Source organism: Rhodococcus sp. UFZ-B548, from assembly GCF_903819475.1.
GTDB classification, from domain to species: Bacteria; Actinomycetota; Actinomycetes; order Mycobacteriales; family Mycobacteriaceae; genus Rhodococcus_F; species Rhodococcus_F erythropolis.
The window spans coordinates 1-24,193 of record NZ_CAIJDS010000014.1 but is presented as its reverse complement, the minus strand read 5'-3'; the positions used below and the strand labels follow the sequence as shown (position 1 = coordinate 24,193).

The window sequence follows — 24,193 nt, the reverse complement described above, 5'->3', positions numbered from 1 at the left end:
TGCGCGCCTGCGCGCGGTTTCGATGAGGCGGGCTTCGCGCGCCCAGCGCATGGAGCTGATCGCCGGCTTCATCTCGGTCTTCGCCCTCATGGCGTTGATCGGCGCTGTGGTCGCGATCGTCAAGGGCGACCCCGGCGTGATGCCGTCTTTGGTGCTGCTCGGTTGCGTCGTCGCTCTCGGGCTGGCGTTCCGCGGATATCGGAACGCGGTCCGAGCAGAACGTCGCGAGTAGCCAGCCCGGTAGGGTGACATTTCGGTATCGCAGTTGCCGGGAGTTATCTGATCGAGATATCACCCTGGTGGAATGGTGCCGGTAAGTCCGGATCCACGACCGGGAGTGTTGAGTGAGTCCATCGAACAGATCGAGTGCGACGGGTGGCGATCAGTCGTCGGCTCGATCGGGCAAGTCGGCTAATTCCCCACGGTCGAGCAAGTCGGCCAAGCCGGAGAAGAAGCAGCGCTCCAAGTGGCGGTACGTCCGGCGGACAATCTACGTACTCGTACTCCTGATGGTCATCGTGCCTGCGTCGGTTTTTGCTGTCGCGTACAGCCGGACCGATGTCCCGCGCCCCTCGGACATGCAGACCAATCAGGTGTCCACCATCTACATGGCCGACGGCACGACCGTGCTCGGCAAGGTGGTGCCGGCGGAGGGAAACCGCACCGAGGTCGCGTTGTCGGCCATCCCGATTCACGTCCGCGATTCGGTGCTCTCGGCGGAGGATCGCAACTTCTATACCAACCCCGGCTTCTCGATCTCCGGATTTGCTCGCGCTGCCCGAGACAACGTGATGGGCAAGGAAAGCGCCGGCGGTGGCTCGACGATCACTCAGCAATACGTGAAGAACGTCTTGGTCGGTGACAAGCGCAGTATCGACAGGAAGCTGCGTGAGCTTGTCATCTCCGCCAAGATGGCGCGCGAATGGTCCAAGGACGACATTCTTGCCGCGTATCTCAACACCATCTACTTCGGTCGCGGTGCCTACGGCATCGCCGCCGCGTCGAACGCGTACTTCGACAAGCCGGTCAGTGAGCTGAGCGTCGAGGAAGGCGCAGTTCTCGCTTCCGTCATCCAGAGCCCGTCGTTCCTGGACCCCGAGACCAATCTGTCCGCGCTGCAAGCGCGCTGGGACTACGTTCTCAACGGCATGGTGGAACTGGGCAGCCTGACCAAGACGGATCGCGACGCGATGCAGTTCCCGGCTGTCGCCCCCGCCAATCGGCCGACCGATCTGAACCAGGCGCCCGGACCCGAAGGCCACATCAAGACTCAGGTACTCAAGGAACTGGCCGAGGCCGGTATCAGCGACCAGACGCTGAACACCGCTGGTCTGCAAATCACGACAACCATCGACCCGGTTGCGCAGGAAGCTGCGCTTGGCGCCGTCAAGCGGAATCTCGACGGTGAACCGGAAGACCTGCGGACCGCAGTAGTGTCCATCGACCCCAAGACCGGTGGCGTCGACGCCTATTACGGCGGTGACGACGGAGCGGGATTCGACTACGCCCAGGCGCCGCTGCAGACCGGTTCAGCGTTCAAGGTCTTCGGCCTGGTCGCAGCATTGATGGAAGACATTCCGCTGTCCGCACGGTTCGACAGTTCACCGCTCACGATCAACGGTGTGACCATCGGAAACGTCGGCGGCGAAACCTGTGGTCGATGCACCATCGCCGAGGCACTCAAGCGTTCGCTGAACACCAGCTTCTACCGGTTGATGCTCTCGATGGAGAACGGTGCCCAGAAGATCGCTGACGCCGCCCATCTGGCCGGCATCCCCGAACAGATTCCCGGACTCGACTACCCGACGCTCACACAGGAGGGTGGCCCGCCGGAGAACGGAATCGTGCTCGGCCAGTATCAGTCTCGTGTTATCGACATGGCGTCCGCGTATGCGACGCTCGCCAACTCCGGTGTGTACCAGCAGCCGCACTACATCCAGAAGGTCGTGACGGCCGAAGGTGAAGTCCTGCTCGATCGTCCGGTCTCTCCCGGTGAGCGTCGTCTCGATGCTGCCGTTGCCGACAACATCACGCAGGCAATGCTGCCTATCGCGTCGTACTCGAACGGTCACGCGCTCGCCGGTGGACGCCCGTCTGCTGCCAAGACCGGCACCGCGCAGTTGGGTGACACGGGGCAGAACAAGGATGCGTGGATGGTCGGTTACACGCCGTCGCTGTCCACCGCGGTGTGGATCGGAACTTCCGACGCTCAGGCCATCACCAACTCCTACGGTGGTTTGATCTACGGCTCCGGAGTGCCTGCGGATATTTGGAAGAGCACGATGGACGGCGCGTTGAAGGGTTCCGACTGGGAGAGCTTCCCGTGGCCCGATCCCATCGGCGGGCAGGCCGGCGTTCCCGCCAACTCCGGTGTGACCTCGGGTGACGGGACGGGCACGCCCACGACGGGCGCGGCCGCTCCCCCAGCACCCATCGAGGTGCCCGGCCTGCCGCCGATCGAAGTGCCGCAGCTTCCCCAGTTGCCGCGTCAGATCGAGATCTTGCCTGGCATCGTCATCCCGCTACCGGGCTGACACAGCGCTCGATTTCCGGCTCTCAGGCCTGATCGTCGAAGAGGCCGAGCTGGGTCGGCGCTGCATCCTTGGAGGGAAGCACGACGACGCGCAGTCCGCGCCTGAGGTTGCGGATCGCGTGCGTCCACGCGCGCTTTTCGCCCGCACACAGGTCGGTGTCGTCGTCCTTGCGCCGGATGGACTCGGTCAACGCCTCGTGCCACGCCGTCTCCTGCTCCTGGCTGATCCTCAGGTAGTCGAGAATGGTGTCGCGGTCGTGCTCACAGATCACGGCAACCTCTTCGGCGCTGAGCTCGCCCGTTCCGTCGGCGTCGAGTTCGAGGAGCGCCATGAGTGCCGGAGGAAATTCGTGGCACTCGTGTGACTCGTATTCGGCACCGGGATCTTCGTGCTCGGAGGCCATCCCGTCGTTGAAGGCGGTGTCTCCGGTAGCGCGAATGGGTTGCCCGCCCAGTTCTTCGGCGAGTTCGTCGGATGCTTCGGCCAATTCGGCGAACGAGCGCAGAGCCCGCAGGAGGTGCTCGGCGACGAAGGGTGCGCCGTCTACGCGGACCACGCCCAGCACACTCTGCTCGACGAGAATGAGTTTGATGGTCGGCCACTGCCGATTGAGCTGGGCGAGAACAACAGCAGCGTTATCGACGTTCTCCACCGAATGCACGACCCGCGAGAACACCTCCACGTACTCGTCGTCCTCGAGGACACGAACATAGGTGACCTGCTCACCGCGGACGAGCGGGATGTCGCCGTCGTCGTCACGCTTGGGTGGATGGCCGAGAAGGCGTTCGACGGCCCCGTCGACCAGGATCCGCAGCATGTCACCCGAACCCGAGGGAGCGTGCGACGGCGTCGTGGCGAACGCCGGCGTCGACTCGCGTCCACTGGTGCTGGCACGCAGGAACGACGGGTGCGCAATGCTCCACATCTCGCGGAAGACACGCAACACCTTTGTCACCAGTTCCTCGGGACGAGTGCGGTCGACGTCGATGTAGAAGGACATGGACCCGTTGCCCTCGGGCTCGTGCTCGCACAGATCGGGAGCGCTGAACCCCATGTCGAGCAGTGCGGAGTGATCTTCCGGTTCGAGCATCCGCAGTGGATGCAGAAACCTGTTGGAAGGGACTTCACAGCGCACGGAGGTCTGATTCCACGCGAAGAACTGGATGCACGCGGGTGCGTCGGCCAGTTCGTCCATGCTGTCGTAATGCGACTCCACCACGAGAGTGTCGTCGTCCTCCATCACGGAGATGTAGCGAGCGAGATGAGTCTCGAAAGTAGTCCAGGCACTCAGGATTTCCAGATCGAAAGTATTGTCCGACATCGTCGCTCCTCTGGTCCGGGGGGGCGCATGGGGCCCTACCGACGACTCGCCGAAACCCCTGCTTTTCAAACCCCGCCTACGACGGTAGTCCCGGGGTCCGACAGTGACAGCGTTCGTAGGATCCGAAGTGACGATGTTCGTAGTCAGGGGATTATCTTCCGAGCCTGCAGATTGGCGAAGATGTCGAGGAACATCGCTTCGGTGTCGACGTGGCGGTGAAATCCGAACCGCCGAGCTTTCGATCCGTCAGCGAAAAAGTCGTAGTCCCATCCGAATACGAAGTCACCGAACCCCCAGGACGAGACATCGGAATACGGGGTCCGAGCAAGTTGGTGTTCCTCGACGAGTTCATCCCACACCGACTCCTTGTCCGCCATTGCGACATCGAGGGACATCGGGAGCGGAGGTGCGACGTCCATGTCGAAGAAGGCTGCGATCTTCGGCCACATCTCCTGCCAGCGAAACAGGTCGCCGTTGTTGATGTTGAACGCCTGATTTGCGCACTCGGTATTGGTCGCGGCCCAGACCGTTGCCTCGGCCAGGAGTCCGGCGTCGGTCATCTCGATCAAGCTGGTGTACGCGCCGGGTTTGCCGGGGAATCGGAGTGGGACACCCAGTTTCTTCGAGATGGTCGCGTAGACGGCGATGACCATCGCGAGGTTCATCGGGTTGCCCAACGCGAATCCGGAGACGACCGAGGGTCTGATCGCCGACCACGTCCACGACTTGCCGAGCTGCCTGCGTTCGAGGAACTGCTGTTGGTCGACGTTGAACTCGGGTGACATGTGCGGTGGATCGCTCTCGCGGGCCGGAGTTTTGAACGGTCCGAGATGTGCCCCGTAAACCTTGTAGCCCTGCATCAGGCTGACGTGCTCGAGTCCGCCGGCAACGGGTTCGATGGCGTCGAGAGTGTTGACCAGCATCGCCAAGTTGGGCGGAACCAGCTCGGCCCATGTCGGGCGGTCTTGATAGGCGGCGTAAAAGACGTGGGTGACGTCGTCCAGTCCGCTCAGTGCCGCTGCAGTCCGGGAAGGATCGAGCAGGTCGACTGCGATGTGTTCGACCCGGTCGGTGTTCGTGCCGCCTCGGCGCGAGAGTCCGATGATCTTCCATTCGTCGGTTGATTCGAGGTGATCGATCAAGTTCCCACCGATCACACCTCGGGCTCCGACCACGAGTGCGACTTTATTGTGATGCACCATTTCAGCCTCCCATTGGAATATCGCGATGTTGCGATATAGGGAGTGAACCATATATATCGGCATTTCGCGATCTAGCGGTATGATCTCGAGCATGGAAGACGCAACAACCGAGTGGGAAACGGCGTTCAAGGCGCTGGCCAACCCGATGCGTGTACAAATCCTGCAGTGGTTGAAAGACCCCGGGAGCTTTCCCCCTCAGCTCGAGCCTGCCGAGGAGGTCGGAGTGTGCCTCAAGCACATACAAGCGAGGGCGAAGGTGTCGCAATCGACTGCGTCTCAGTACATGGCCGCACTCCAGGCCGCGGATCTGGTCACCACCACACGAATCGGCCAGTGGAGGCATTACAAACGAAACGAGCAACAGATCGAGAAGCTTGCTGCATTCATCAGGCAGGGCTTGTAGGTACCAGCACCTGACCGATCCCTCCGGAACCGCGGACGTTGTGGCAAAACCTCACATCGCCGGAGCCGTCGGTATGTGCATTGTGGTCGTTTCTCGGGTTGCTTACTGTCCTTACGCTCGGCAGAGGAGTCCGGCGAGGAGAGGCGTGCGATGAGTCGTGAGAGCTGGGTGGGCCGTGATGCCCGATCCATCGCCGAAGCCGTGCGATCGGGTCAGGCGTCGACGCGGACCGTCGTCGAAGATCATCTCGCACGGATCGACGAACGTAACGGCGAACTCAACGCACTGGTCACCGTGTGCGCCGAGGACGCGCGTGCGGCCGCAGACAACCTGGATGAACGTCGCCTTCTCGGCGAGACACTCGGTCCCCTTGCCGGGGTTCCGTTCACGGTCAAGGACTTGATCGCTACTGCCGGCGTGCGTACCACCGCCGGTTCTCGCACTCTGGCGGACAACATACCGGCCGTCGACGCCCCGGCCGTTGCAGCGTTCAAGGCTGCCGGCGCAATCCTGATCGGCAAGACCAACACGCCGGAATTCGGCGCGTGCGGCCTGACGCGCAACGAACTGTTTGGAACCACGGCCAGCCCGGTGCGACCGGACGGCGTCGTCCGGTCCCCCGGCGGATCGAGTGGCGGTGAGTCCGCGTCGGTTGCTGCCGGAATGAGCGTGCTCGGACTCGGTACGGATTTTGGTGGCTCGGTGCGTTGGCCCGCCCACTGCACCGGCCTCACTTCGGTTCGCCCGACGCTCGGCCGTATCGACCCGGAAGGGCAATACCCCGGCGTGCTTTCGGATGGATGGGTACTCGCCAATCCGGCGACGATGCACGGCACGATCCAGACCATCGGCCCACTGGCCCGCAACCTCGGTGATGCGACGCTTGCGCTGCGCGTCCTGTCGAAGCCGCATTTCTCGTGGACCGAGCCGGAGTCGGTCGACGTCGAACACCTCGACATCCGCTGGGCACCCGGCGAAGGGACCATGCCTGTCGACGAAGAAATCCTGGCGGCGGTTCGCTCGGCGGCGAACAGTCTGGATGCGAGCGAGTACGACGGTCTGGCTCTGCCGCGGGCTAACGTACTGTTCGGCGCGTTGCGATCGGTCGAGACTCACGCGGACATCCACTCTCTCGCAGCAGGTTCAGTGCACTCTTTCGACGCGGACATCACCGCCATGCTTGCGGCAGGCCATGATCGGAGTTCCGCCGAGGTGGAAGCGCTGTGGGCGGATCGCGCGGTGTTGATCACCGACTTCCTCGACGAGATGGGCGACGTCCTGATTCTGCCGGTTGCGTCGGTGCTCGCTCCGCCGCTCGGTGTGGAGAGCTTCGAGGTGGGCGGTCGCAAACTCACGTGGATGGACGCGCTCGCGAGTTGCCGGGCGATCAGTGTGCTCGGCCTTCCGTCGGTCGTGGTTCCGGTAGGACTCTCCCGCAACGGTTTACCGATCGGAGTGCAGGTGGTGGCGCGGCCGTTCCACGAGCATGTTGCGCTGTCCGTGGCGGCGCGAATCACGTCGAATGCGCAAGCTCTAGTCTGACTTCCATCTTTCGGTTTCGGCTGCGAAACGTGTTGCGTACGAGTCGGCCAGGTCGTGAAGCGTGGTGACGCAGTCGCCGTAGTACGTCGGTGCATGCATGGTAGCCAGAATCCGCGGCTCGAGGTCGGCCAGGGCGCGGATCGTGGGTTCAAGATCCGGGGTGAGGCAGGTGGCGTGGCCCAAGTCCTCGGCTTCCAAAGCGGGACCGACGATTTCGTGCTCGGTAGTCGCGGGGTGGTGCCCGAACGCTGTGAAGAGGTCTCCGCAGAACAGCGTGGACGTCGTCTCCTCGAACATCAGGCCCGCGTCCCAACCGTGCGGGACGTGTGGGGTGTCGATGTGCCGGACTCGGCGGCTGCCGGTTTCGAGTACGTCGCCGTCCTGCAAGGGAAGTGGCGCCCGATCGGCCAGATCGTTGACCTGAACGAAGCACCCCATCGCGCCGTGCGCCACTTGTGCTTCGGGGGCCGCCGCAAGCCAGGAGTTCATGGACCCGCACTCGTCGGCCTCGACGTGACCGAACGTGATCCATTTCAGACGGTCGATGTCGATCAGCGTGGAGAGTGCGTCGGAAGCCGAGGTGAACAACGCTCGCTGCCCGGTGTGGAAGAGCAAGGGTTCCTCGCCGTCGACGAGAAATTGGTTCATCGTGAGGTTCGCTTCGTCCACGAAGGTCGACAGTCGGTAGATGTCCGGCGCGATTTCGGTGATCGTGGTGGTCATCGCTGTGCTCCGATCAGGGCTGTTGTGCACGTCAATCTGTCTTCTCCAGCCTTCTCGCCGCCTCGCGCCTGCACAAGGCTCTGGAATAGTGGAGGACGTGTTCGTACTACTGCTGACAGGCCCGCCGGGCGCGGGGAAGAGTTCCGTGCTGACCGCGCTTCACGATCGACTCGGCGAGGTCGGGGTGAGCAACGCGATGATCGAGGTGGACGAACTCGAGCGGTGCTACCCGCCGTTGGGAACCGAACGGGCAATCGCACATGTCGGGATGCTGTGCGCGTCGTACCGGGAAGCGGGGTACGAACTCCTGTTCCTCACGGCGACCGTCGAAGACGACGACTACGGGCGTGCCCTGCTGGCCGCGACCGGCGCCGAGGGGCACCTGCTGGCGCGCCTCGAGGCCGATCCGGATACGTTGCGCACCAGAATCATCGAACGTGAACCGGCCGGCTGGGCCGGGTTGGACGATCTGGTGGAAGCGTCACAACTGCTGGCCGGTTCGATGCCGACGCTCAGTGGGGTCGACGTGGTTCTGAGCACAGAAGGCCGCGATCCCGAAAGTGTTGCCGATGATCTGGAAGCGGCTCTGCGAGAACGCAGTCCAGCGCTCCTAGCTGTCGGTGTTCAGAGCGGTGACCACTGAAGCGAACATCGTCGATTTGATTGCCCCCAGTGTGCCCGCATTCTTCGGGCCGATCGGCGCAACCATTTCGATGGCCTTGGCGGTCAAAGCATCGACGGATGCGGTGAAGTCCACCAAACCGGCTGCGAATGCGTCACTTCCGCCGTATCGCCGCCCCGTGGTCATGGCGACGATTGCCGACGCCGGGCTGAGCTTGGCCTGGATGAGAGCTGCCATTCCTTCGGTGAAGGGGATGTTGATGTCCACCTCCGGGAAGCAGTAGTAGCCGCGATCATCGCGCATGACGCGGTAATCGTGCGCGATGCCGAGCATGGCGCCGGCTCCGAAGGCGTGGCCGTTGATCGCCGCGACGGTGGGCATGGGGAACGTCAGCATCCGGGCGAACAGCGACTGGACTTGCTGCACATACCACTTCGCCTTGTCGCCGTTCGCGCCCAGCCAGTCGAGGTCGAGTCCGTTGGAGTAGAACTTGCCCGTCGCCGTGGTGACCAGGGCATGTGCGCCTTCGCTTAAAGCCTGGTCGAGTAGCTTGTCGACGGAATCGAGCCAATCCGGCGAGAATCGATTCTCGTCCTCACCGAGATCGAGAACGGCGATCTTGTCTTCGAAGCGCAGAGTTGCGGTCATGATTGGCCTTTCCTGTTGCGGGGCTTGGGCAGTGGTGGGTCGAGATGCAGAACCGCTCGAACGGCGGCATCCAACCGCGCGCGTGCTGCGGCGTCGGGGACTCGCCAACCGTCGGCGCGTTTGGCGGGATGAATGAGCAGTCCGGTAGGCAGGCCGACAACACAGGCCTCGATTGCTTCGACGGCTCGGCTGTCCTTGCGGCCCCAGAGCGCGGTCGACAACCGGATGAACAACTCGACCAGAGACCGGTCGAGTTGTGTGAGTTTCTCGGCGATGTCGGCAGGGACGTCGGTGCCGAGCAGTTCGTCGCGCTGAATCGTCAGCAGCAGCAACGCGGATTGTGGGTAGTCGAGCGCGAAGACGGCCGGAACTTCGGCGGCTGCGACGACGGCGGAAACCGCGGAGGTCGGCGCGGGGTCCGCGAGAGCGTCGTCCACTCTCGATTGCTGAAGCGCGAGAAATCGTTGCGCGGCACGCAGCCACGCGCTACCGACCAGTCCACTGCGAGAGCCGAATGCGTGATAGATCGCCCCGTTGGATACACCGGTGGCGTCGGAGACCGCCCTGACCGTGACAGCGCTCGGCCCGGCAGTGGCGGCAAGTTTTTCGGCAGCGTCGAGCAGCGTGTCGAGATCGTGGACGCGTGGCCGAGGCATGAACGCACAGTAACAGAGCGTCTGCTCTGTTACTAGTGTGCGGTCAGATCACCGAATTTGCGCGAAGATCCTCGATCTCCTCCGGGCGCAGGCCGAAGTCGGTGAGTACGCCGTCGGCGTCACCGCCGAGAGTCATGGGTGGCGCATTCCTGACGGGAAGGGTCTTGCCGTCCACCCAGAACGGTCCGCGGACAACGGGAATCGATGTTCCGTCGGCGCTCTGGGTCTGCTCGACCATCTGCAATGCCTCGACCTGCGGGTCGGAGAACACCTGATCGATCGAATGAATCGGGCCGCAGGGGATTCCGGCACCGCGGATCTCGGCGATCCACTGTGCGGCGCCCTTCGTGGTCAGTAGGTCCTCGAGTTCTTTGGTCAGTTGGTCTCGGTGCGCCAAACGTTCTTTACCCGTGGCATATTCGGCACGGAAGGCGAGATCGGGGTCGCCGATCACCGAGCACAGCGCGATCCAGTGCTTGTCCGAGCCGGTGGCAATGTTGATCGGGAAGTCGGCAGTGTCGAAAGCGCCGTACGGCGTGATCGTCGGGTGCGTATTGCCGTTCGGCGTCGACACCCGCCCGGTGCTCAGGTAGTCCTGCGCCTGGAAGGTCATGATCGAGATCGCGGATTCCAGCAACGAGGTCTGCACGCGGTGCCCACGACCGTCGCGTCCGCGCGAAGCCAACGCCGCCGTGATACCCAGCGCCGCGTAGATGCCCGAGACCGTGTCGATGATGGGGATACCGACCCGCATCGGGGTCTGTTCCCCGGCGCCGGTGACCGACATCAACCCGGACATGCCCTGGGCCACCTGATCGAGTCCGGGCGCGAACTGGTCCGGGCCCACCGGGCCGAAACCACTGATGCTCATCACGACGAGACCCGGATTCTCCTGCTCTAGCGAATCGGGATCGAGCCCCATGTCGGCCAGCACTCCCGGACGGAAGTTCTCGACCAGCACATCCGCGTCGAGGGCCAGGCTGCGAAGCAGTTTCCGCCCGCGGTCACTGCGCATGTCGATGGCGATCGACCTCTTGCCGCGGTTCACGGAAGCGAAGTAGAGGCTTCGATCGCCGTCGAACGGCGGCCACTGACGCGAACTGTCGCCGGAGCCACGGGTTTCGACCTTGACCACGTCGGCGCCGAAGTCCGAGAGCAGCGACGTGCACAGAGGGCCCGCGAGAGCGCGGGTGAGGTCGAGAACTTTGATACCGCTGAGCAATTGGTCCATGGGAGAAACCTCGGTTCTGTGGTGTGCAACGTCGCCCACTCGATCCGTCGCACCATCTGCGTGAATTACCGCTGCAGTGATCGTCGGAGAGGGGAAGAATGAAGGTCAGGCCTGCTTTCGGCTGGGCTCGGTGACAACACTGGTCGAGAGCGCACGGTGATGCGACGGCGACATTGCACAACTGCAGGGCCCGGATTTAGGCGCATTGTGTGACAGGCAGGATTGCGGTGGGCCGATACCGTGAACTCTCTACGGACGGCGATGCAAGCGGGAGGCGAGGCGATGCGCGACATTTCCACTCAGCTGGCGCAGTGGCACGCCCGCGGCGAGGATTTTGCACTGGCGACGGTTGTCCGTACCTGGCGATCCTCACCGCGCATGCCCGGTGCTTCTATGGCCGTCTCACGCTCCGGCGAGGTGGTCGGCAGCGTCTCGGGCGGGTGCATCGAGAGTGCGCTGTACGAGATCGCCCAGGAGGTTCTCGCCGACGGCACCAGTCGCGTCGAGGTCTTCAGTGTCTCCGACGACGACGCCATCGGAGTAGGGCTGACCTGCGGCGGAACCATCGAAGTGTTCGTCCAGGCCGTCGGAGCCGATTTCGCCGAGTTCGGTCAGGTCTGTGAACGGATCGAAGCCGATACGCCCGTCGTCGTGGTCACCGAAGTGCGTCCGGGAGCGCCGGCGCGGCACCTCGTCGTCGAGCACGGCCGACGAAGCGGGGATCTGGACGCCACGGAGGACGAGGTCTCCATCCTGTTGCGCACTATGGACACCGGTGAGTCCGTAGCCTTTGTCGCGCCGGCGGGAACTCTCATCGATTCGCAGCACGACTTGCTGGTCGAGATCTTCGCGCCGCTACCGAGGATGTACGTCTTCGGAGCCATCGACTTCGCCGCCTCGATGTGTACGTTGGGTGCCTTTGCGGGTTACCGAGTGACCGTCGTGGACGCACGGCCGGTCTTCGCGACACGAGCGCGCTTCCCCGACGCCCACGATCTGGTCGTCATGTGGCCACACAAGTTCCTCGAAACCGCACCGATCGACAACAAAACCGTCCTGGCCGTGCTCACGCACGACGAGAAGTTCGACATCCCCTTGCTCGAGATCGCGCTGCGTTCGCCGGCTGCATACGTCGGCGCGATGGGAAGTCGTGCGACGCATGAGCGTCGGGTGGCGCTGTTGAAGGAGCGAGGCGTCACCGACGCCGAGTTGGGGCGTCTGCACTCACCGATCGGGTTGGATCTCGGCGCCAGGACGCCGGAGGAGACTGCAGTGTCGATCCTCGCCGAGATGACCAAGACCCTGCGCAATGCCTCCGGTTTGGAACTGCGGGATCTGCAGGGGCCGATCCACCCGCCACCTCAGGAGAATCCGACCGCCCTGCATCGAACGGCCTGAGTCGACTGCGCTGAATTCGGACATCTTGTGTTCGGTGGGGATAGGATCGTTTCTTTCGTGAACCATCTTCCGTGATCCGAATGAAATCGAGGTGCCTGCCAAGTGGCAAACCCGGCCGTACCGGCATCCGAGGTGAATGCTGTTCTCTCCGAACTTCTTCGAACCCCGCTCCTTCCTGGTGTTCGAAAGGTCGCCGGCGGCTCCGAAGACCCGACGGTAGCCCGGGTGGGATTCATGGCGGTTCCGGACATCGGACCGTGGCTGCGACACGGACAGTTGCTGATCACCACGCCGGAAACCCTCGCCCGGGTCACCGAAACCTTCAAAGCATTTGTCGGACGGTTGTCGACGCGCGGAGTTGCAGCGCTCGCCGTCCAATTCGGCGCAGACGGGGACACTCTCGCGCCGGAACTGGTCGACGCGGCCGAAAGCGCCGGCTTCCCGCTCCTGGTTTTTCACGGTGCGTGCGATCACCCTGCGGCGAGAGACCGTGAGCAGACGGAGTCGGCCCAGATCGACGCCATGTTCGGGGCCGAGCGCTTGCGACGGCTGCTGGTCGACGTCGTGATGGGCGGCGGCGGCCTCCCACAATTGACCGAGGTCATCGCACGGGAGATGAAGGGCGCCGCCCTGATCACCACCTCGGACGGACGCGAGATCTGCCGCGCCGGGGATGCGGCGGAGCGCAAGCATCTGTCTGCCTGTCCCGCCGTCGATTCCACCGGTCGTCTGCGGACCGACACCGTCGAGGGCGGGTTGGGTCTGCACGAGTTCGACGGTCAATTCATCGCGGTGTCCGCGATTTCCGCCAATCACATCGACCACGGGCGTCTCGCGTTGTTCACCGGTGAGCGCGTGATGACGAGTTACGACCAGTACCTGGTCGAGCGAGCGGCGTCGGTGTGCGCGTTGGTCATCACCCGTGAGCAGGCCGTGGCGTCGGTGGAAGAACGCCATCGCGCCAACTTCGTTCACGACCTGCTCCTCGGCCGGGCCGGGGACCACGATCACGTTGTCTCCCACGCCAAGACGTTCGGTTGGGACTTCGATCGCCCGCTGGTGATCGTCTCGATCGAGCCGGACCCGATCGACGAACCGGCCTCTGCGGCGCCCGCTCGGCTGCCCGTCGTCGATCGCCAGGCGATGGCGTTCTCCGGGGCGATCGCCCACCGCGATCCCGGTGCGGCGGTGACCGCGCTGACGGGCGAGACGGTGATCGTCATGGGCGTCAGCACCGACACGATGGCATTGGTGCGGGACCTTGTCACGGTCGTTCGCGGTGAAGGTGGCGGCGGGAGAAGGCCGTTCAGTGTCGGGGTGTCCCGGCCGACAGCGGCGATCGACGCCGTCCCCGCGCTCTACAGTCAGGCGCGCACCGCACTGACCGTCGGACGCCGGATCTCCGGTCCGTGGACGGTGACTCAGTTCGACGATCTCGGTGTGTACAGACTGCTCAGTCTGGTCGAGGACGAAAACGAGCTGGAGACGTTCGCCCGGGAGACATTGCGGGAACTGACGGAGGAAACTGCCGAAGCGCAGGACATGCGCAAGACATTGGAAGTCTTGCTCGCGACCAACATCAACATCGCCGAGACAGCGCGCAAGCTCCACTTCCATTACAACACACTGCGTTACAGGGTCGTTAAGCTGGAGAAAATGCTTGGACCCTTCACCGCGCAACCCGAGCTCCGGCTGGATCTGTCTCTAGCACTGAAGATAACCGCGATGCGCGGCATCAATCACTAATATTGCCAATCCGGGTCCGTGGGTTCTGGCAGATTGTCATCACGTCGATACCCCCTCGCTGTAATAGCGTTTCACTCCAGTCACGGTGTTTTGTGAGCTGGAGCACACTCAGCGTTCGGACACCTTCCTCTGCACGAAAGGTCCCATCATGCCGATTTGGACGTTGCACGGAGATGGAAAGAACATCAGACCGGGTGAAGTGGTCGCTCCCGGCGAGCGGCTCAGCTGGGGAAGAACCATCGGGCTGGGCAGCCAGCACGTGGTGTCGATGTTCGGCGCGACGTTCGTCTTCCCGATCATCATGGGGCTCAATCCTCAACTTGCCGTGATGATGTCGGGCTTTTGTACGCTCTTCTTCCTGCTGGTGGTCAAGGGACGCATTCCCAGCTACCTCGGTACGTCGGCGGCCTTCGTCGGCGGTATCGCCGCCATTCGTGCCCAAGGCGGAACGTCCGCAGAGGTGACCGGCGCGATCCTGGTGTCCGGACTGGTCCTGGCAGCCATCGGTATCGCGATCCACTTCCTCGGTGGCCGGGTCGTATTCAAGGTTCTTCCCCCGGTGGTGACCGGCGCAGTGGTGATGCTGATCGGATTCAACCTGGCACCCGTCGTCGCGGGGCTGTACTGGCCGCAGGACCAGTGGGTGGCTCTGATCGTCATGGTGGCCCTGATCGTCATGAGTATCGCGCTACGTGGCTTCATGGCGCGCATCGCCATCTTCCTCGCGCTGATCTTCGGCTACGTCCTCTCCTGGATCCTCGACCGGGTCTCGGGCACGATCACCTCGTACGACGCAGGCACCGGTCAGATCACCGAGCACTTCCGCGTCAACTGGGATTCGGTGCAGTCGGCGTCGTGGTTCGGCCTGCCCCCGTTCTCGGACGAGGCCAACGGAATCGTCGGCATCCACGCTCCGTCGTTCAGCCTGACGTTCATCATCCTGGTCCTTCCCGGCGTCATCGCGTTGATCGCGGAGAATGCCGGTCACGTCAAGGCAGTCGCAGAGATGACCGGCGACGATCTCGACCCGTACATGGGACGCGCGCTCGCCGGTGACGGTTTCGCCACCGCTATCGCCAGCAGCGTCGGCGGTTCGCCCACCACGACGTACGCCGAGAACATCGGTGTCATGGCAGCGACCCGTGTGTACTCCACCGCCGCCTACGCGGTCGCGGGCATCGTCGCGATGATGCTCGGCTTCTCCCCCAAGTTCGGTGCCGTCATCTCGGCGACGCCCGGCGGTGTTCTCGGCGGAATCACAGTGGTGCTCTACGGCATGATCGGTCTGCTCGGCGCCAAGATCTGGAAGGAGAACGGCGTCGACTTCGGCAATCCGCTCAACCTCATGCCGATCGCGGCCGGTCTGATCATCGGTATCGGCGACACGGCTCTGAAGTTCAGTGACACGTTCTCGCTCAGCGGCATCGCGCTCGGCACCATCGTCGTGATCGGGATGTACCACCTGTGCCAGTTCATCGGTTCGAAGAACCCGGAGCTGAATGCGAAGAATCCGGAACCGAACAAGCCGGAATCGAAGGCTCCCGGCGGCGAACGGGAAGAACCCGCCCCGCAGCTCACGTGACACTTGGCTGAGTGTGCTCGATTGTCGAAGGCCGGACATCCTCCTTGGAGGATGTCCGGCCTTTCGCGGTGTGTGCGTGTTCTGTGTGCTGTGTGCTGATCGATCAGACGGCAGTGCTGGCTTCGGCCAGGCCGATACGGTCGATGCGTTCGGTGCGGGTGATGAGCCGTTCAGTCGCACCGGTAGCACTGAGCACGCTCAGCTCGTAGTGCAGTACCGCTCCGACGCGAGTGCAGAAGGCGGCGGATTCGTCCGCGGCATCGGGAAATTCGGGGATGACCCGATCGACGATGCCGCCCGTGAGCAGATCGTAGGACCGTATCCCTTGACCGGCCGCCATCTCCGGAGCGTGCGTGATGTCGTGGAACATGATCGCGCTCGCCCCCTCGGGAGGTAAGGGCGAGAGCCAACCGTGGCGGGCCGCCAGCACTCGATCGGCCGGAATCAGTGCCAGGGCGCCGCCGCCGGTGCCCTGCCCGAGCAGGAGGGAAATGGTCGGGACCTCGAGTGAAATCATGTCGGCTATGCACCGAGCGATCTCGCCGGCCAATCCACCTTCTTCGGCTTCCTTCGACAGTGCCGCGCCTGCCGTGTCGATGATCGTCACCAACGGCAGGTCGAGCTCTGCGGAAAGCCGCATCCCTCGCCGAGCTTCCCGCAGAGCGCCGGGGCCGAGTGGGGAGTGAGCAGTCTGCCCGCGTCGGTCCTGTCCGAGAAGGACGCAGGGCATGTCGCCGAAGCGAACGAGCGCGAGCATGATGCCGGGATCGTTCTCTCCTTGGCCGGTTCCGTTGAGCGGGAGCATGTCCGAGGCCGAATTGAGCAACACTTCCCGGATCCCCGGTCGGTCTTCGCGTCGGGATGCGACGACGGATTCCCAGGCCGACGTATCGGGTGGGCAATCGTACGAGCACGGGTCACTCGGCAACGAGTACCCACGACGTCTCGAGGTGATGATGCGCAATGCGCGGTCGACGATTTCGGCGAGCTGGTCTGGCGGCCTCACCGCATCGATGAGTCCGTGCTCGTGAAGGTTCTCCGCTGTCTGGACACCGACGGGGAAAGGTGAGTTGTACAAAGCCTCGAACACCCGGGGGCCGAGGAATCCCACGAGGGCTCCTGGCTCCGCGATCGTCACGTGACCGAGTGACCCCCAGGACGCGAATACGCCTCCGGTGGTGGGGTTTCGGAGGTAGACGATGTAGGGCAGGTGCGCTTCTTTGTGCTTGATGAGCGCCGCGGTGATCTTGACCATCTGCAGAAATGCCGTTGTCCCCTCCTGCATACGCGTTCCTCCGGAGGTGGGAAGCGCAAGAAGGGGCAGCTGCTCTTGCGTCGCTCGACGGATGGCGACGACGAGGCGTTCGCCCGCCGCCACGCCGATCGATCCGCCGAGAAAACCGAACTCGCAGACGATGATTGCCACACGGCGGCCTCGGACGGAGGCGCTTCCGGTCAGGACGGACTCGTCGAGCCCGGTCTTCTCCTGCGCCCGCAGAAGTGCTTCGGCGTAATCGGAGTCGGTCGCGACGGGGATCGGAGGGGTATCCCACGACTCCCAGGTGCCGGCATCGATCACCAGGTCGAGCAAGTCGCGAGCCGTCAGGCGGTTCATCGGGTGAATCCTTGTAGCCACGACATGACTTCGTCAGTGTCTTCACCGAGTACCGGCGGTGCGGTGTGCCGGGTCTCCGTCACTTCTGTTCCGTCCGGATCGAAGAATCGCAGCGGCGGCCCGGGCAGAGTGATGTTGCCGAGCGTGCTGTGGTCGACGTCGACGAGCAATCCCTGTGATCGGGTCTGCTCCCATTCGTACACTTCGGAGATCGTCCGAACCCGTCCTGCCGGTACTCCGATGCGGTCGAGTTCGGTCAGAAGCTCGTCACGCGAATACGGTTTGAAGGTACGTTCGATCAATTCGACGACCTGGAAATGATTCTCGACGCGTTCGGCGTTTGTTGCCATACCGGGGGCATCGGGATCGAGTTCGAACCCTTCGCAGAATCTTCTCCACAGGCTTTCGCTGCCGACCGAGATCTGCACTGCGCCATCGCCGGTACGAAAGAGCCCGTACGGTGCGATCGAGGGATGGTGGTTGCCTTGCGCTGTGCCTACCTCGCCGGCGACGGTCCACTTCGTTCCTTGAAACGCGTGAACACCGACCACGCTGGCCAAGAGAGACGTTCGAACGACACGGCCTCTGCCCGTCTGTTCGCGTTCCTTCAAAGCCGCGACGACACCGAACGCCCCGTACATCCCGGCGAGAAGATCGGCGATCGGAACTCCGACTCGTTGAACGTCGTCCGGATTCGAGCCGGTCAGCGACATGAGTCCGGCTTCCCCCTGGGCGATCTGGTCGTAGCCGGCGCGACCACCTTCCGGGCCGTCGTGGCCGAAACCGCTGATGGACAGGACGATCAGTCGAGGATTGAGTTCGGCCAGCCGCTCGGTGGAGAATCCGAGTCGATCGAGAACTCCGGTGCGGAAGTTCTCCATGAGAACGTCGGCGCGGCAGACAAGATCTTCGAGGGTTGCGCGCCCGCTGTCGGATTTGAGGTCGAGCGTGATCGACTTCTTGTTCCGGTTCGTGGAGAGGAAGTACGTCGATTCCCGTTGCGTGTTCGGTGGTTCCAGCGGTGGCTCCACAAAAGGCGGCCCCCACCCACGGGTGTCGTCGCCACCGTGAGGTGATTCGACCTTGATCACGTCGGCACCCAGATCGCCGAGCATCATTGCCGCGTGAGGACCCGCGAGTGCGCGCGTGAGGTCGACGACAATCACGTCGTGTAGCGGACCACTACGAGCACTTGTGTTGTGAGGCTTCGAAGTCGAGTTCATGTCGCACCGCCGTGTTCTGGTGTAATTGGCTGAGCCAGTTGGTGGTTGAGGCCTCCGTAGTTCGGTCGACTCCGGTCCGCTGGACCGAGAAATCGGCCAGGGCCACTGAAGGAGGTATGTGCGGCCCGTCTTTCGAACCGTAAGCGCGCACCGGTAAACGGCACATGGGTAACCTTGCCGATGACGGGTATCAGTGGTGGGTAAGAAGTGACGAACGCTCAACGCATGGCGCGATTGCGGTTGTGTCGAACCGTAATCAGGGCGCTCTGTCAGCCTATTTGGTGCATCTTCATGACATTTCGTGCATCTTCATGACCTGCAGGGCGAGTGAGACGTTCAATCGAAGGACGGGGTCGTCGGTGAACGATCCGACGACGCTCTCCAGCTTTCCGATTCTGTATCGCAAAGTGTTGTAGTGCATATGCAGTGCCCGGGACGCCTCGGCGACATTGCAATTGCAGTCGAGCAACGTCTGGAGTGTCAGACGCAAATCTGCGGCTTCGGCGTTGTCTGCCGACAGTGACTTCAGAACGTCATCGGTGAACGAACGCAGTTCGCTCTTGTCCGTCTGGAGCGAGAGGAGTCGGTGTACGCCGAGTTCGTCGAAGTGCGCGATCTGGCCCGGCCCGTTGATACGTCGGCCGACGACCACGGCCGTACAGGCTTGGTCGTAGGCAGCAGGTAGATCGGCCAGGGAGTAGATCACCCGGCTCACTCCCGTGCTGAAGGAGCGGCGGCCGCTGGTGCGATCTCCGGCAACCTTGCGCACCAACCCTTCGATGTCCCGAACCGCACGGTCGGTGCTGGTGGGGAAAAGCGTGACCACCTCGTGTCGAAACCCGACGGAGGGTGCCGTCCGCTCGTGGGTGCGTACCACTTGTTGCCAGCCGTCGCTGAGTCGATCTTGGTCCGTGCGCGTGGAATTCGCGTGCTGGGATTCCGGGTGATCGACGTCGAGTTCTGCAACCACTACGGCAAGTGGACGAGTGACATCCCACCCCAACTGGGTGAAGTGCGCGCTCACTTCCGCCGGCGAGCCGGCTTCACCTATCAGTGCGTCGCGGAGGAAGTCGCCGCGGAATTTGGATTCCACTGCCGCAACTGCCAGCTGCTTGGTGACGGCCAGCGCAGCAACGGTGGCCGCTCGCTCCAGTGCTTGAACGACAACTGCGCCGAGTTCGTGGGTGCCGGCGTACGCGACCATTCGGCCGTGGTCGGTGCCGCCGGCCACCACCCGGGTGAGCGCCAACTGACCAGGAAATCCTTTGGGCGCGTTCTGTAAACCGACAGCGACCCGTTCGGTCAGGAACCGACCGGTGCTTTCGAACAACGGAAGCGCGTTCAGCGCGGCTGAATCTCCGGCCTCCGTCAACACTCTTCCGTCCGGCGAGCAGATGAGAACGCTGACGTCGAAAAGCGCGGCGAATTCCGCGGCGATCTGGGGTAGATCGCCACCTTCCAAGACGATCGACGTCAACGAGCGGTGAAGACGATCGGCAATGTCGAGTGCCGCAGACTGCTTCGCCACCAACTTGGTGAAGACCTCCGAGATCACCTCGTCGAATCCTGCGGTGACGGGAAGAACCAACAACGGCAGCCCTCGCTGCTCTGCCATGTGCAGCATGGCTTCCGGCAGTTCGTCGAGATAGCGGCCCGTTTTCACGGCAAGTGCCGCGACTCCTCGGCGTGCGAGACCGTCGACGAGGTCGCTGAGATCTGTATCGTCGAGAAGCTCTCCGGTTCGCCCGTAACGCAGCGGGAACCCGGTTGTCACCAACAGTTCGTTCGGCTTCACCCAAGCGAGGATGTCCGGTACTTCCATCACGTTCACCGATTGAACGAGGTGGCGCAAGCCCCCGTGCCCGGCAAGGGCTTCGGCTCCACGCAGACTGGGCAGCTCGAGGACATCCCGAACCGTCAGTCTGTAGTCGCCACCTTCTGGCAAATGTTGAAGCTCTTCGCTCGAATATTTGGCAGATCTATCCATGTCGCGAGACTACGCTCGATCACGCGACGAACATTGTCAACAGTTGACGAAAATAGCCTCTCGAAATGAGTGGTTCTCCGTATGTCTGCCAACTACCGTGGGCCGAATTGGCGATCGCCCGCGTCTCCGAGTCCAGGTATCAGGAAAGCATTTTCGTTCAGGCCGTCGTCGATGCTCGCAGTGAGGAGCCTGACTGGATGTCCGGAGTTCCTCAGTGCTTCGATCCCCTCCGGAGCCACGACGACACATATTGCAGTCACATCGGTGGCTCCGCGTGCAATGAGCAGATCGATTGTGCGGATGATGGATCCACCGGTCGCCAACATCGGATCGAGGACGTAGACGGGGGTGCCCGACAGATCAGCGGGAAGGGACTCCAGATACGGAACCGGTTGGTGTGTCTTCTCGTCTCGTGCCATTCCCACGAAACCGACGCCTGCCTGCGGAATGAGGGCACTCGCCTGCTCGACCATGCCGAGGCCTGCTCGCAAGACCGGTACCAGGAGCGGTGGATTTGCCAGCCGCACTCCCAGCGTCGGAGCAACTGGCGTCTCGATGTCGAACTGCTCCACTTCTGCGCCGCGCATGGCCTCGTAGACCAACATATGGGTCAGTCTGCGCAAGGCGGACCGGAAAGTTGCGTTGTCGCTGCGAGCGTCGCGCATGGTCGTGAGCAGCGATGCCGCCAGCGGATGGTCGACAACAGTGGTGTCCATGGTCGAATCGTAAGTGAGAACCGATGGGGCGGCGCACAACCGGTGAATTGGAGTCGAAATAACCAATCGCGGTTTTCGTTTGGGCAACTATTGACGATGCCGAAGGGTTCGAGTCGTCATAGCGTGGTCGGCATGGCAGTTCCGAACCGCTCGGCTGGACTGGGCGCCAGGAGCTGTCAAGGCCCAATTTTGCCTCCACGATTCCCTATACAAGGAGATGCCAATGCCCGAAGCAATCGAGGTCCGTAAGGTTCCGCTACACAGCGTCTCCGACGCCAGTGAGCTCGCCAAGCTGATCGACGACGGTGTCCTCGAGGCCGACCGCGTCATTGCAGTCATCGGCAAAACCGAGGGTAACGGCGGCGTCAACGACTACACGCGCATCATCGCGGACCGAGCGTTTCGAGAGGTTCTCTCCGCCAAGGGTAATCGCAGCCCCGAAGAGGTGGCGGAGGTGCCGATCGTCTGGTCAGGCGGCACGGACGGTGTGATCAGCCCGCACGCGACGATCTTCGCGACGGTACCGGCAGACAAGGTCACCAAGACCGACGAGCCGCGACTGACCGTGGGTGTCGCCATGAGTGAGCAGTTGCTGCCCGAGGACATCGGTCGTACCGCGATGATCACCAAAGTGGCTGCGGCAGTGAAAGATGCGATGGCCGATGCCGGCATCACCGATCCCGCCGACGTGCACTACGTACAGACCAAGACTCCGTTGCTGACAATCCACACCATCCGTGACGCCAAGAGTCGCGGCAAGACCGTGTGGACCGAACAGACTCATGAGTCGATGGACCTGTCCAACGGCGGTACGGCGCTCGGAATCGCGGTTGCACTCGGCGAAATCGACATGCCGACCGACGAGGATGTCATGCACAGCCGCGAGCTCTTCTCCTCTGTTGCATCCTGCTCGTCCGGCGTCGAGTTGGACCGTGCTCAGATCGTTGTCGTCGGTAACGCACGTGGCGTCGGCGGACGCTACCGGATCGGCCACAGCGTGATGAAGGATCCGCTCGACCAGGACGGCATCTGGGCGGCGATCCGTGACGCCGGACTCGAACTTCCGGAGCGGCCGCACTCGAGCGACCTGGACGGTCAACTCGTCAACGTGTTCTTGAAGTGCGAGGCCAGCCAGGACGGAACGGTCCGCGGCCGTCGTAATGCGATGCTCGACGACTCCGACGTGCACTGGCACCGCCAGATCAAGTCGTGCGTAGGTGGAGTCACGGCAGCTGTCACCGGTGATCCGGCAGTGTTCGTCTCGGTCTCGGCAGCGCATCAGGGCCCCGAGGGCGGCGGCCCTGTCGCCGCCATCGTCGATCTCGGTCAGTAGCCGGTAAGAACCTCGCTGGAAACTTCGACAGTCGCGCGCCGCCACCGGTAATTCGTCCTCGAATCAGTTGCCGGTGGCGGCGAATCCGACCGAGATTCTGCCGGCGCAACCCACTTCACTGCTTGAAAGGATTCACGATGGTTCATGCTGCTGACCCTGTCGACGAGAGCGTTTCCGGTGCGCCCGAGAATCGCGAGCTCGTCATGGCCGATGCGGTCACGCTCAGTGGTCTGATACGCAGGCGTGAAGTGTCGTGTGTCGAGGTGATGGACAGCTACCTCGACCAGATCGAAGTTCATAACCCGGCGGTGAACGCGATCGTCGCATTGCGGGATCGGGAAGCGTTGACGGCGGAGGCGCGCGAGCGTGATTCGCAGTTGGCGAGTGGGCAGTATCTCGGTTGGATGCACGGGTTTCCGCATGCGGTGAAGGATCTTTCGGCAGCCAAGGGTCTGCCGTTCACGTCCGGGTCGCCGATGTTCGCGGATCGAATCGCCGAAGAGGACGACCTGTTCGTCAAGCGGATCAAGTCTGCCGGTGCCATCGTGATCGGCAAGACGAACACACCGGAGTTCGGGCTCGGATCGCAGACGTACAACCCGGTGTGGGGTACGACGGTGTCGCCGTACGACAATTCGCGCACTGCCGGCGGTAGCAGCGGAGGCGCAGCAGCGTCGTTGGCGCTTCGCATGCTGCCGGTGGCTGATGGAAGCGATTACATGGGTTCGCTCCGAAACCCGTCGGCGTTCAACAACGTTGTGGGGTTTCGACCTTCCTGGGGTCGGATACCGGAGACGGGATTCATCGCTCAGGGCGCTGTTGTGGGTCCGATGGGCCGAACCGTCACCGACGTGGCTCACCTGCTCTCCACGATGGCGGGACCGGATGCCTATGCACCGTTGGGGATTCGTGAGAATCCCGCTGTGTTCACCGAAAGCCTCGCACGGGATCTGAAGGGCTCTCGGATCGCATGGGTCGGTGACTGGAACGGCTACCTGGCAACCGAACCTGGAGTTCTCGAGTTGTGCGAATCCTCGTTCGAGGTCTTCGAACAGTTGGGGTGCCGCGTCGAGGCTGCGCTTCCTGACTTCAAACCCGAGGACATCTGGCAACTGTTCCTGCGATGGCGTTGGTGGGCGCAGCTCGGTTTGATCGATCAGTACAACGATCCGAGTTTGCGTGAGTTGATGAAGCCCGAACTGTTGTGGGAACTCGGGCATGCGGTCACCCTCTCGGCACTCGACGTGACCAAGGCTGCGGAGGCCCGCAACGGCTGGCTGTCGGCCATTACCAAGATGTTCGAAACCTACGACTACATTCTCGCGCCGAGTGCTCAGGTGTTTCCTTTCGACAAGAACACTCACTGGCCCGAGACCGTCGACGGGCGGTCGATGGACACGTATCACCGGTGGATGGAGACGGTTGTTCCCTGGACGATGGCCGGGGTTCCGGTTGCGGGGATGCCGGTCGGCTTCGACGATCGTTCGCTTCCCATGGGTATCCAGATCATCGGTCGGCACGGAGCCGACGTGGACGTACTCCAACTCGCCTACGCATTCGAGCAGGCAACCCAGTGGGTCGAGCGGGTTCTTCCTCCCGCACTCCGCGTGAACTGACCTAATCTATTTCGAACGTATCCAGTTGGGAGAGAACGACGATGGCTTCGGCATTGTGGCACGGGTTCGCGGACATGGGCGCTGTGGAGAAGAAC

20 protein-coding genes are annotated in these 24,193 nt (G+C 62.9%); 10 read left to right on the top strand and 10 right to left on the bottom strand.

The window, feature by feature from the left end; all coding sequences use genetic code 11:
* Positions 1 to 22 precede the first annotated feature (22 nt).
* A complete protein-coding gene (locus tag H7C86_RS14405; protein ID WP_019746112.1) occupies positions 23 to 232 on the top strand; it encodes a hypothetical protein in 210 nt (69 codons plus the stop codon).
* 112 nt (positions 233 to 344) lie between these two features.
* Entirely contained in the window at positions 345 to 2,534 is a 2,190-nt protein-coding gene (locus tag H7C86_RS14400) for a transglycosylase domain-containing protein (RefSeq protein WP_182261720.1), read from the top strand.
* A 22-nt stretch (positions 2,535 to 2,556) separates the two neighbouring features.
* Here the strand turns inward: H7C86_RS14400 and H7C86_RS14395 are convergent, their stop codons facing one another.
* Positions 2,557 to 3,855 carry a T3SS (YopN, CesT) and YbjN peptide-binding chaperone 1 gene (locus tag H7C86_RS14395; RefSeq protein WP_182261719.1) on the bottom strand — a complete coding sequence of 433 codons (1,299 nt, stop codon included), beginning with the start codon at positions 3,853 to 3,855 and terminating at the stop codon, positions 2,557 to 2,559.
* A 143-nt stretch (positions 3,856 to 3,998) separates the two neighbouring features.
* Positions 3,999 to 5,057 carry an SDR family oxidoreductase gene (locus tag H7C86_RS14390; RefSeq protein ID WP_182261718.1) on the bottom strand — a complete coding sequence of 353 codons (1,059 nt, stop codon included), beginning with the start codon at positions 5,055 to 5,057 and terminating at the stop codon, positions 3,999 to 4,001.
* Between the two features lie 91 nt (positions 5,058 to 5,148).
* Here H7C86_RS14390 and H7C86_RS14385 point away from each other — a divergent pair, with 91 nt between their 5' ends.
* Both H7C86_RS14385 and H7C86_RS14380 read left to right on the top strand, forming a co-directional pair.
* Positions 5,149 to 5,460, top strand: coding sequence for a helix-turn-helix transcriptional regulator (locus tag H7C86_RS14385; RefSeq protein ID WP_007735219.1), 312 nt, complete (start codon positions 5,149 to 5,151; stop codon positions 5,458 to 5,460).
* 150 nt (positions 5,461 to 5,610) lie between these two features.
* On the top strand, positions 5,611 to 7,002 hold the full coding sequence (locus H7C86_RS14380; protein ID WP_182261717.1) for an amidase: 1,392 nt from the start codon (positions 5,611 to 5,613) through the stop codon (positions 7,000 to 7,002).
* On the opposite strand, the gene H7C86_RS14375 is transcribed toward H7C86_RS14380, so the two are convergent.
* Complete coding sequence (locus H7C86_RS14375) at positions 6,994 to 7,725, bottom strand: MBL fold metallo-hydrolase (protein WP_003946042.1); 732 nt, start codon at positions 7,723 to 7,725, stop codon at positions 6,994 to 6,996. The genes H7C86_RS14380 and H7C86_RS14375 overlap by 9 nt on opposite strands.
* Before the next feature lie 97 nt (positions 7,726 to 7,822).
* Here H7C86_RS14375 and H7C86_RS14370 point away from each other — a divergent pair, with 97 nt between their 5' ends.
* Entirely contained in the window at positions 7,823 to 8,368 is a 546-nt protein-coding gene (locus H7C86_RS14370) for a hypothetical protein (RefSeq protein WP_259117935.1), read from the top strand.
* Here H7C86_RS14370 and H7C86_RS14365 read toward each other — a convergent pair.
* The 3 genes from H7C86_RS14365 to H7C86_RS14355 are packed head-to-tail and all read right to left on the bottom strand — an operon-like array spanning position 8,336 to position 10,882.
* Positions 8,336 to 8,995: an enoyl-CoA hydratase-related protein gene (locus H7C86_RS14365; RefSeq protein ID WP_046379672.1), complete on the bottom strand. Its 660-nt coding sequence runs from the start codon at positions 8,993 to 8,995 to the stop codon at positions 8,336 to 8,338. The genes H7C86_RS14370 and H7C86_RS14365 overlap by 33 nt on opposite strands.
* A complete protein-coding gene (locus H7C86_RS14360; protein WP_182261716.1) occupies positions 8,992 to 9,651 on the bottom strand; it encodes a helix-turn-helix domain-containing protein in 660 nt (219 codons plus the stop codon). The genes H7C86_RS14365 and H7C86_RS14360 overlap by 4 nt, the downstream gene beginning before the upstream one ends.
* A 43-nt stretch (positions 9,652 to 9,694) precedes the next feature.
* Positions 9,695 to 10,882: a CaiB/BaiF CoA-transferase family protein gene (locus H7C86_RS14355; RefSeq protein WP_020971408.1), complete on the bottom strand. Its 1,188-nt coding sequence runs from the start codon at positions 10,880 to 10,882 to the stop codon at positions 9,695 to 9,697.
* 282 nt (positions 10,883 to 11,164) lie between these two features.
* Here H7C86_RS14355 and H7C86_RS14350 point away from each other — a divergent pair, with 282 nt between their 5' ends.
* From H7C86_RS14350 to H7C86_RS14340, 3 genes are all read left to right on the top strand, one after another.
* Positions 11,165 to 12,280, top strand: coding sequence for an XdhC family protein (locus H7C86_RS14350; RefSeq protein WP_020909752.1), 1,116 nt, complete (start codon positions 11,165 to 11,167; stop codon positions 12,278 to 12,280).
* 102 nt (positions 12,281 to 12,382) lie between these two features.
* Positions 12,383 to 14,026, top strand: a complete 1,644-nt coding sequence (locus tag H7C86_RS14345; RefSeq protein WP_182261715.1) for a PucR family transcriptional regulator — start codon at positions 12,383 to 12,385, stop codon at positions 14,024 to 14,026.
* Positions 14,027 to 14,174: 148 nt separating this feature from the next.
* Positions 14,175 to 15,608 carry a uracil-xanthine permease family protein gene (locus H7C86_RS14340; RefSeq protein ID WP_046379671.1) on the top strand — a complete coding sequence of 478 codons (1,434 nt, stop codon included), beginning with the start codon at positions 14,175 to 14,177 and terminating at the stop codon, positions 15,606 to 15,608.
* Between the two features lie 103 nt (positions 15,609 to 15,711).
* On the opposite strand, the gene H7C86_RS14335 is transcribed toward H7C86_RS14340, so the two are convergent.
* The 4 genes from H7C86_RS14335 to upp all read right to left on the bottom strand — a co-directional run bounded on the left by H7C86_RS14335 (position 15,712) and on the right by upp (position 21,149).
* Positions 15,712 to 17,223 (bottom strand): carboxyl transferase domain-containing protein, encoded by a 1,512-nt coding sequence (locus H7C86_RS14335; protein ID WP_182261714.1) that lies wholly within the window; start codon positions 17,221 to 17,223, stop codon positions 15,712 to 15,714.
* Positions 17,220 to 18,446, bottom strand: a complete 1,227-nt coding sequence (locus H7C86_RS14330) for a CaiB/BaiF CoA-transferase family protein (protein WP_069145274.1) — start codon at positions 18,444 to 18,446, stop codon at positions 17,220 to 17,222. Before H7C86_RS14330 ends, H7C86_RS14335 begins: the two co-directional genes overlap by 4 nt.
* Positions 18,447 to 18,735: 289 nt before the next feature.
* Complete coding sequence (locus H7C86_RS14325) at positions 18,736 to 20,433, bottom strand: PucR family transcriptional regulator (protein WP_182261713.1); 1,698 nt, start codon at positions 20,431 to 20,433, stop codon at positions 18,736 to 18,738.
* A 92-nt stretch (positions 20,434 to 20,525) separates the two neighbouring features.
* A complete protein-coding gene (upp, locus tag H7C86_RS14320) occupies positions 20,526 to 21,149 on the bottom strand; it encodes a uracil phosphoribosyltransferase (RefSeq protein WP_182261712.1) in 624 nt (207 codons plus the stop codon).
* Between the two features lie 223 nt (positions 21,150 to 21,372).
* Here upp and H7C86_RS14315 point away from each other — a divergent pair, with 223 nt between their 5' ends.
* Together H7C86_RS14315 and H7C86_RS14310 are read left to right on the top strand one after the other, a co-directional pair.
* On the top strand, positions 21,373 to 22,482 hold the full coding sequence (locus tag H7C86_RS14315; protein ID WP_003946033.1) for a ring-opening amidohydrolase: 1,110 nt from the start codon (positions 21,373 to 21,375) through the stop codon (positions 22,480 to 22,482).
* A gap of 137 nt (positions 22,483 to 22,619) precedes the next feature.
* The gene (locus H7C86_RS14310) at positions 22,620 to 24,098 is read left to right on the top strand and encodes an amidase (protein WP_020971405.1); all 1,479 of its coding nucleotides are present in this window, start codon (positions 22,620 to 22,622) and stop codon (positions 24,096 to 24,098) included.
* Positions 24,099 to 24,193 lie beyond the last annotated feature (95 nt).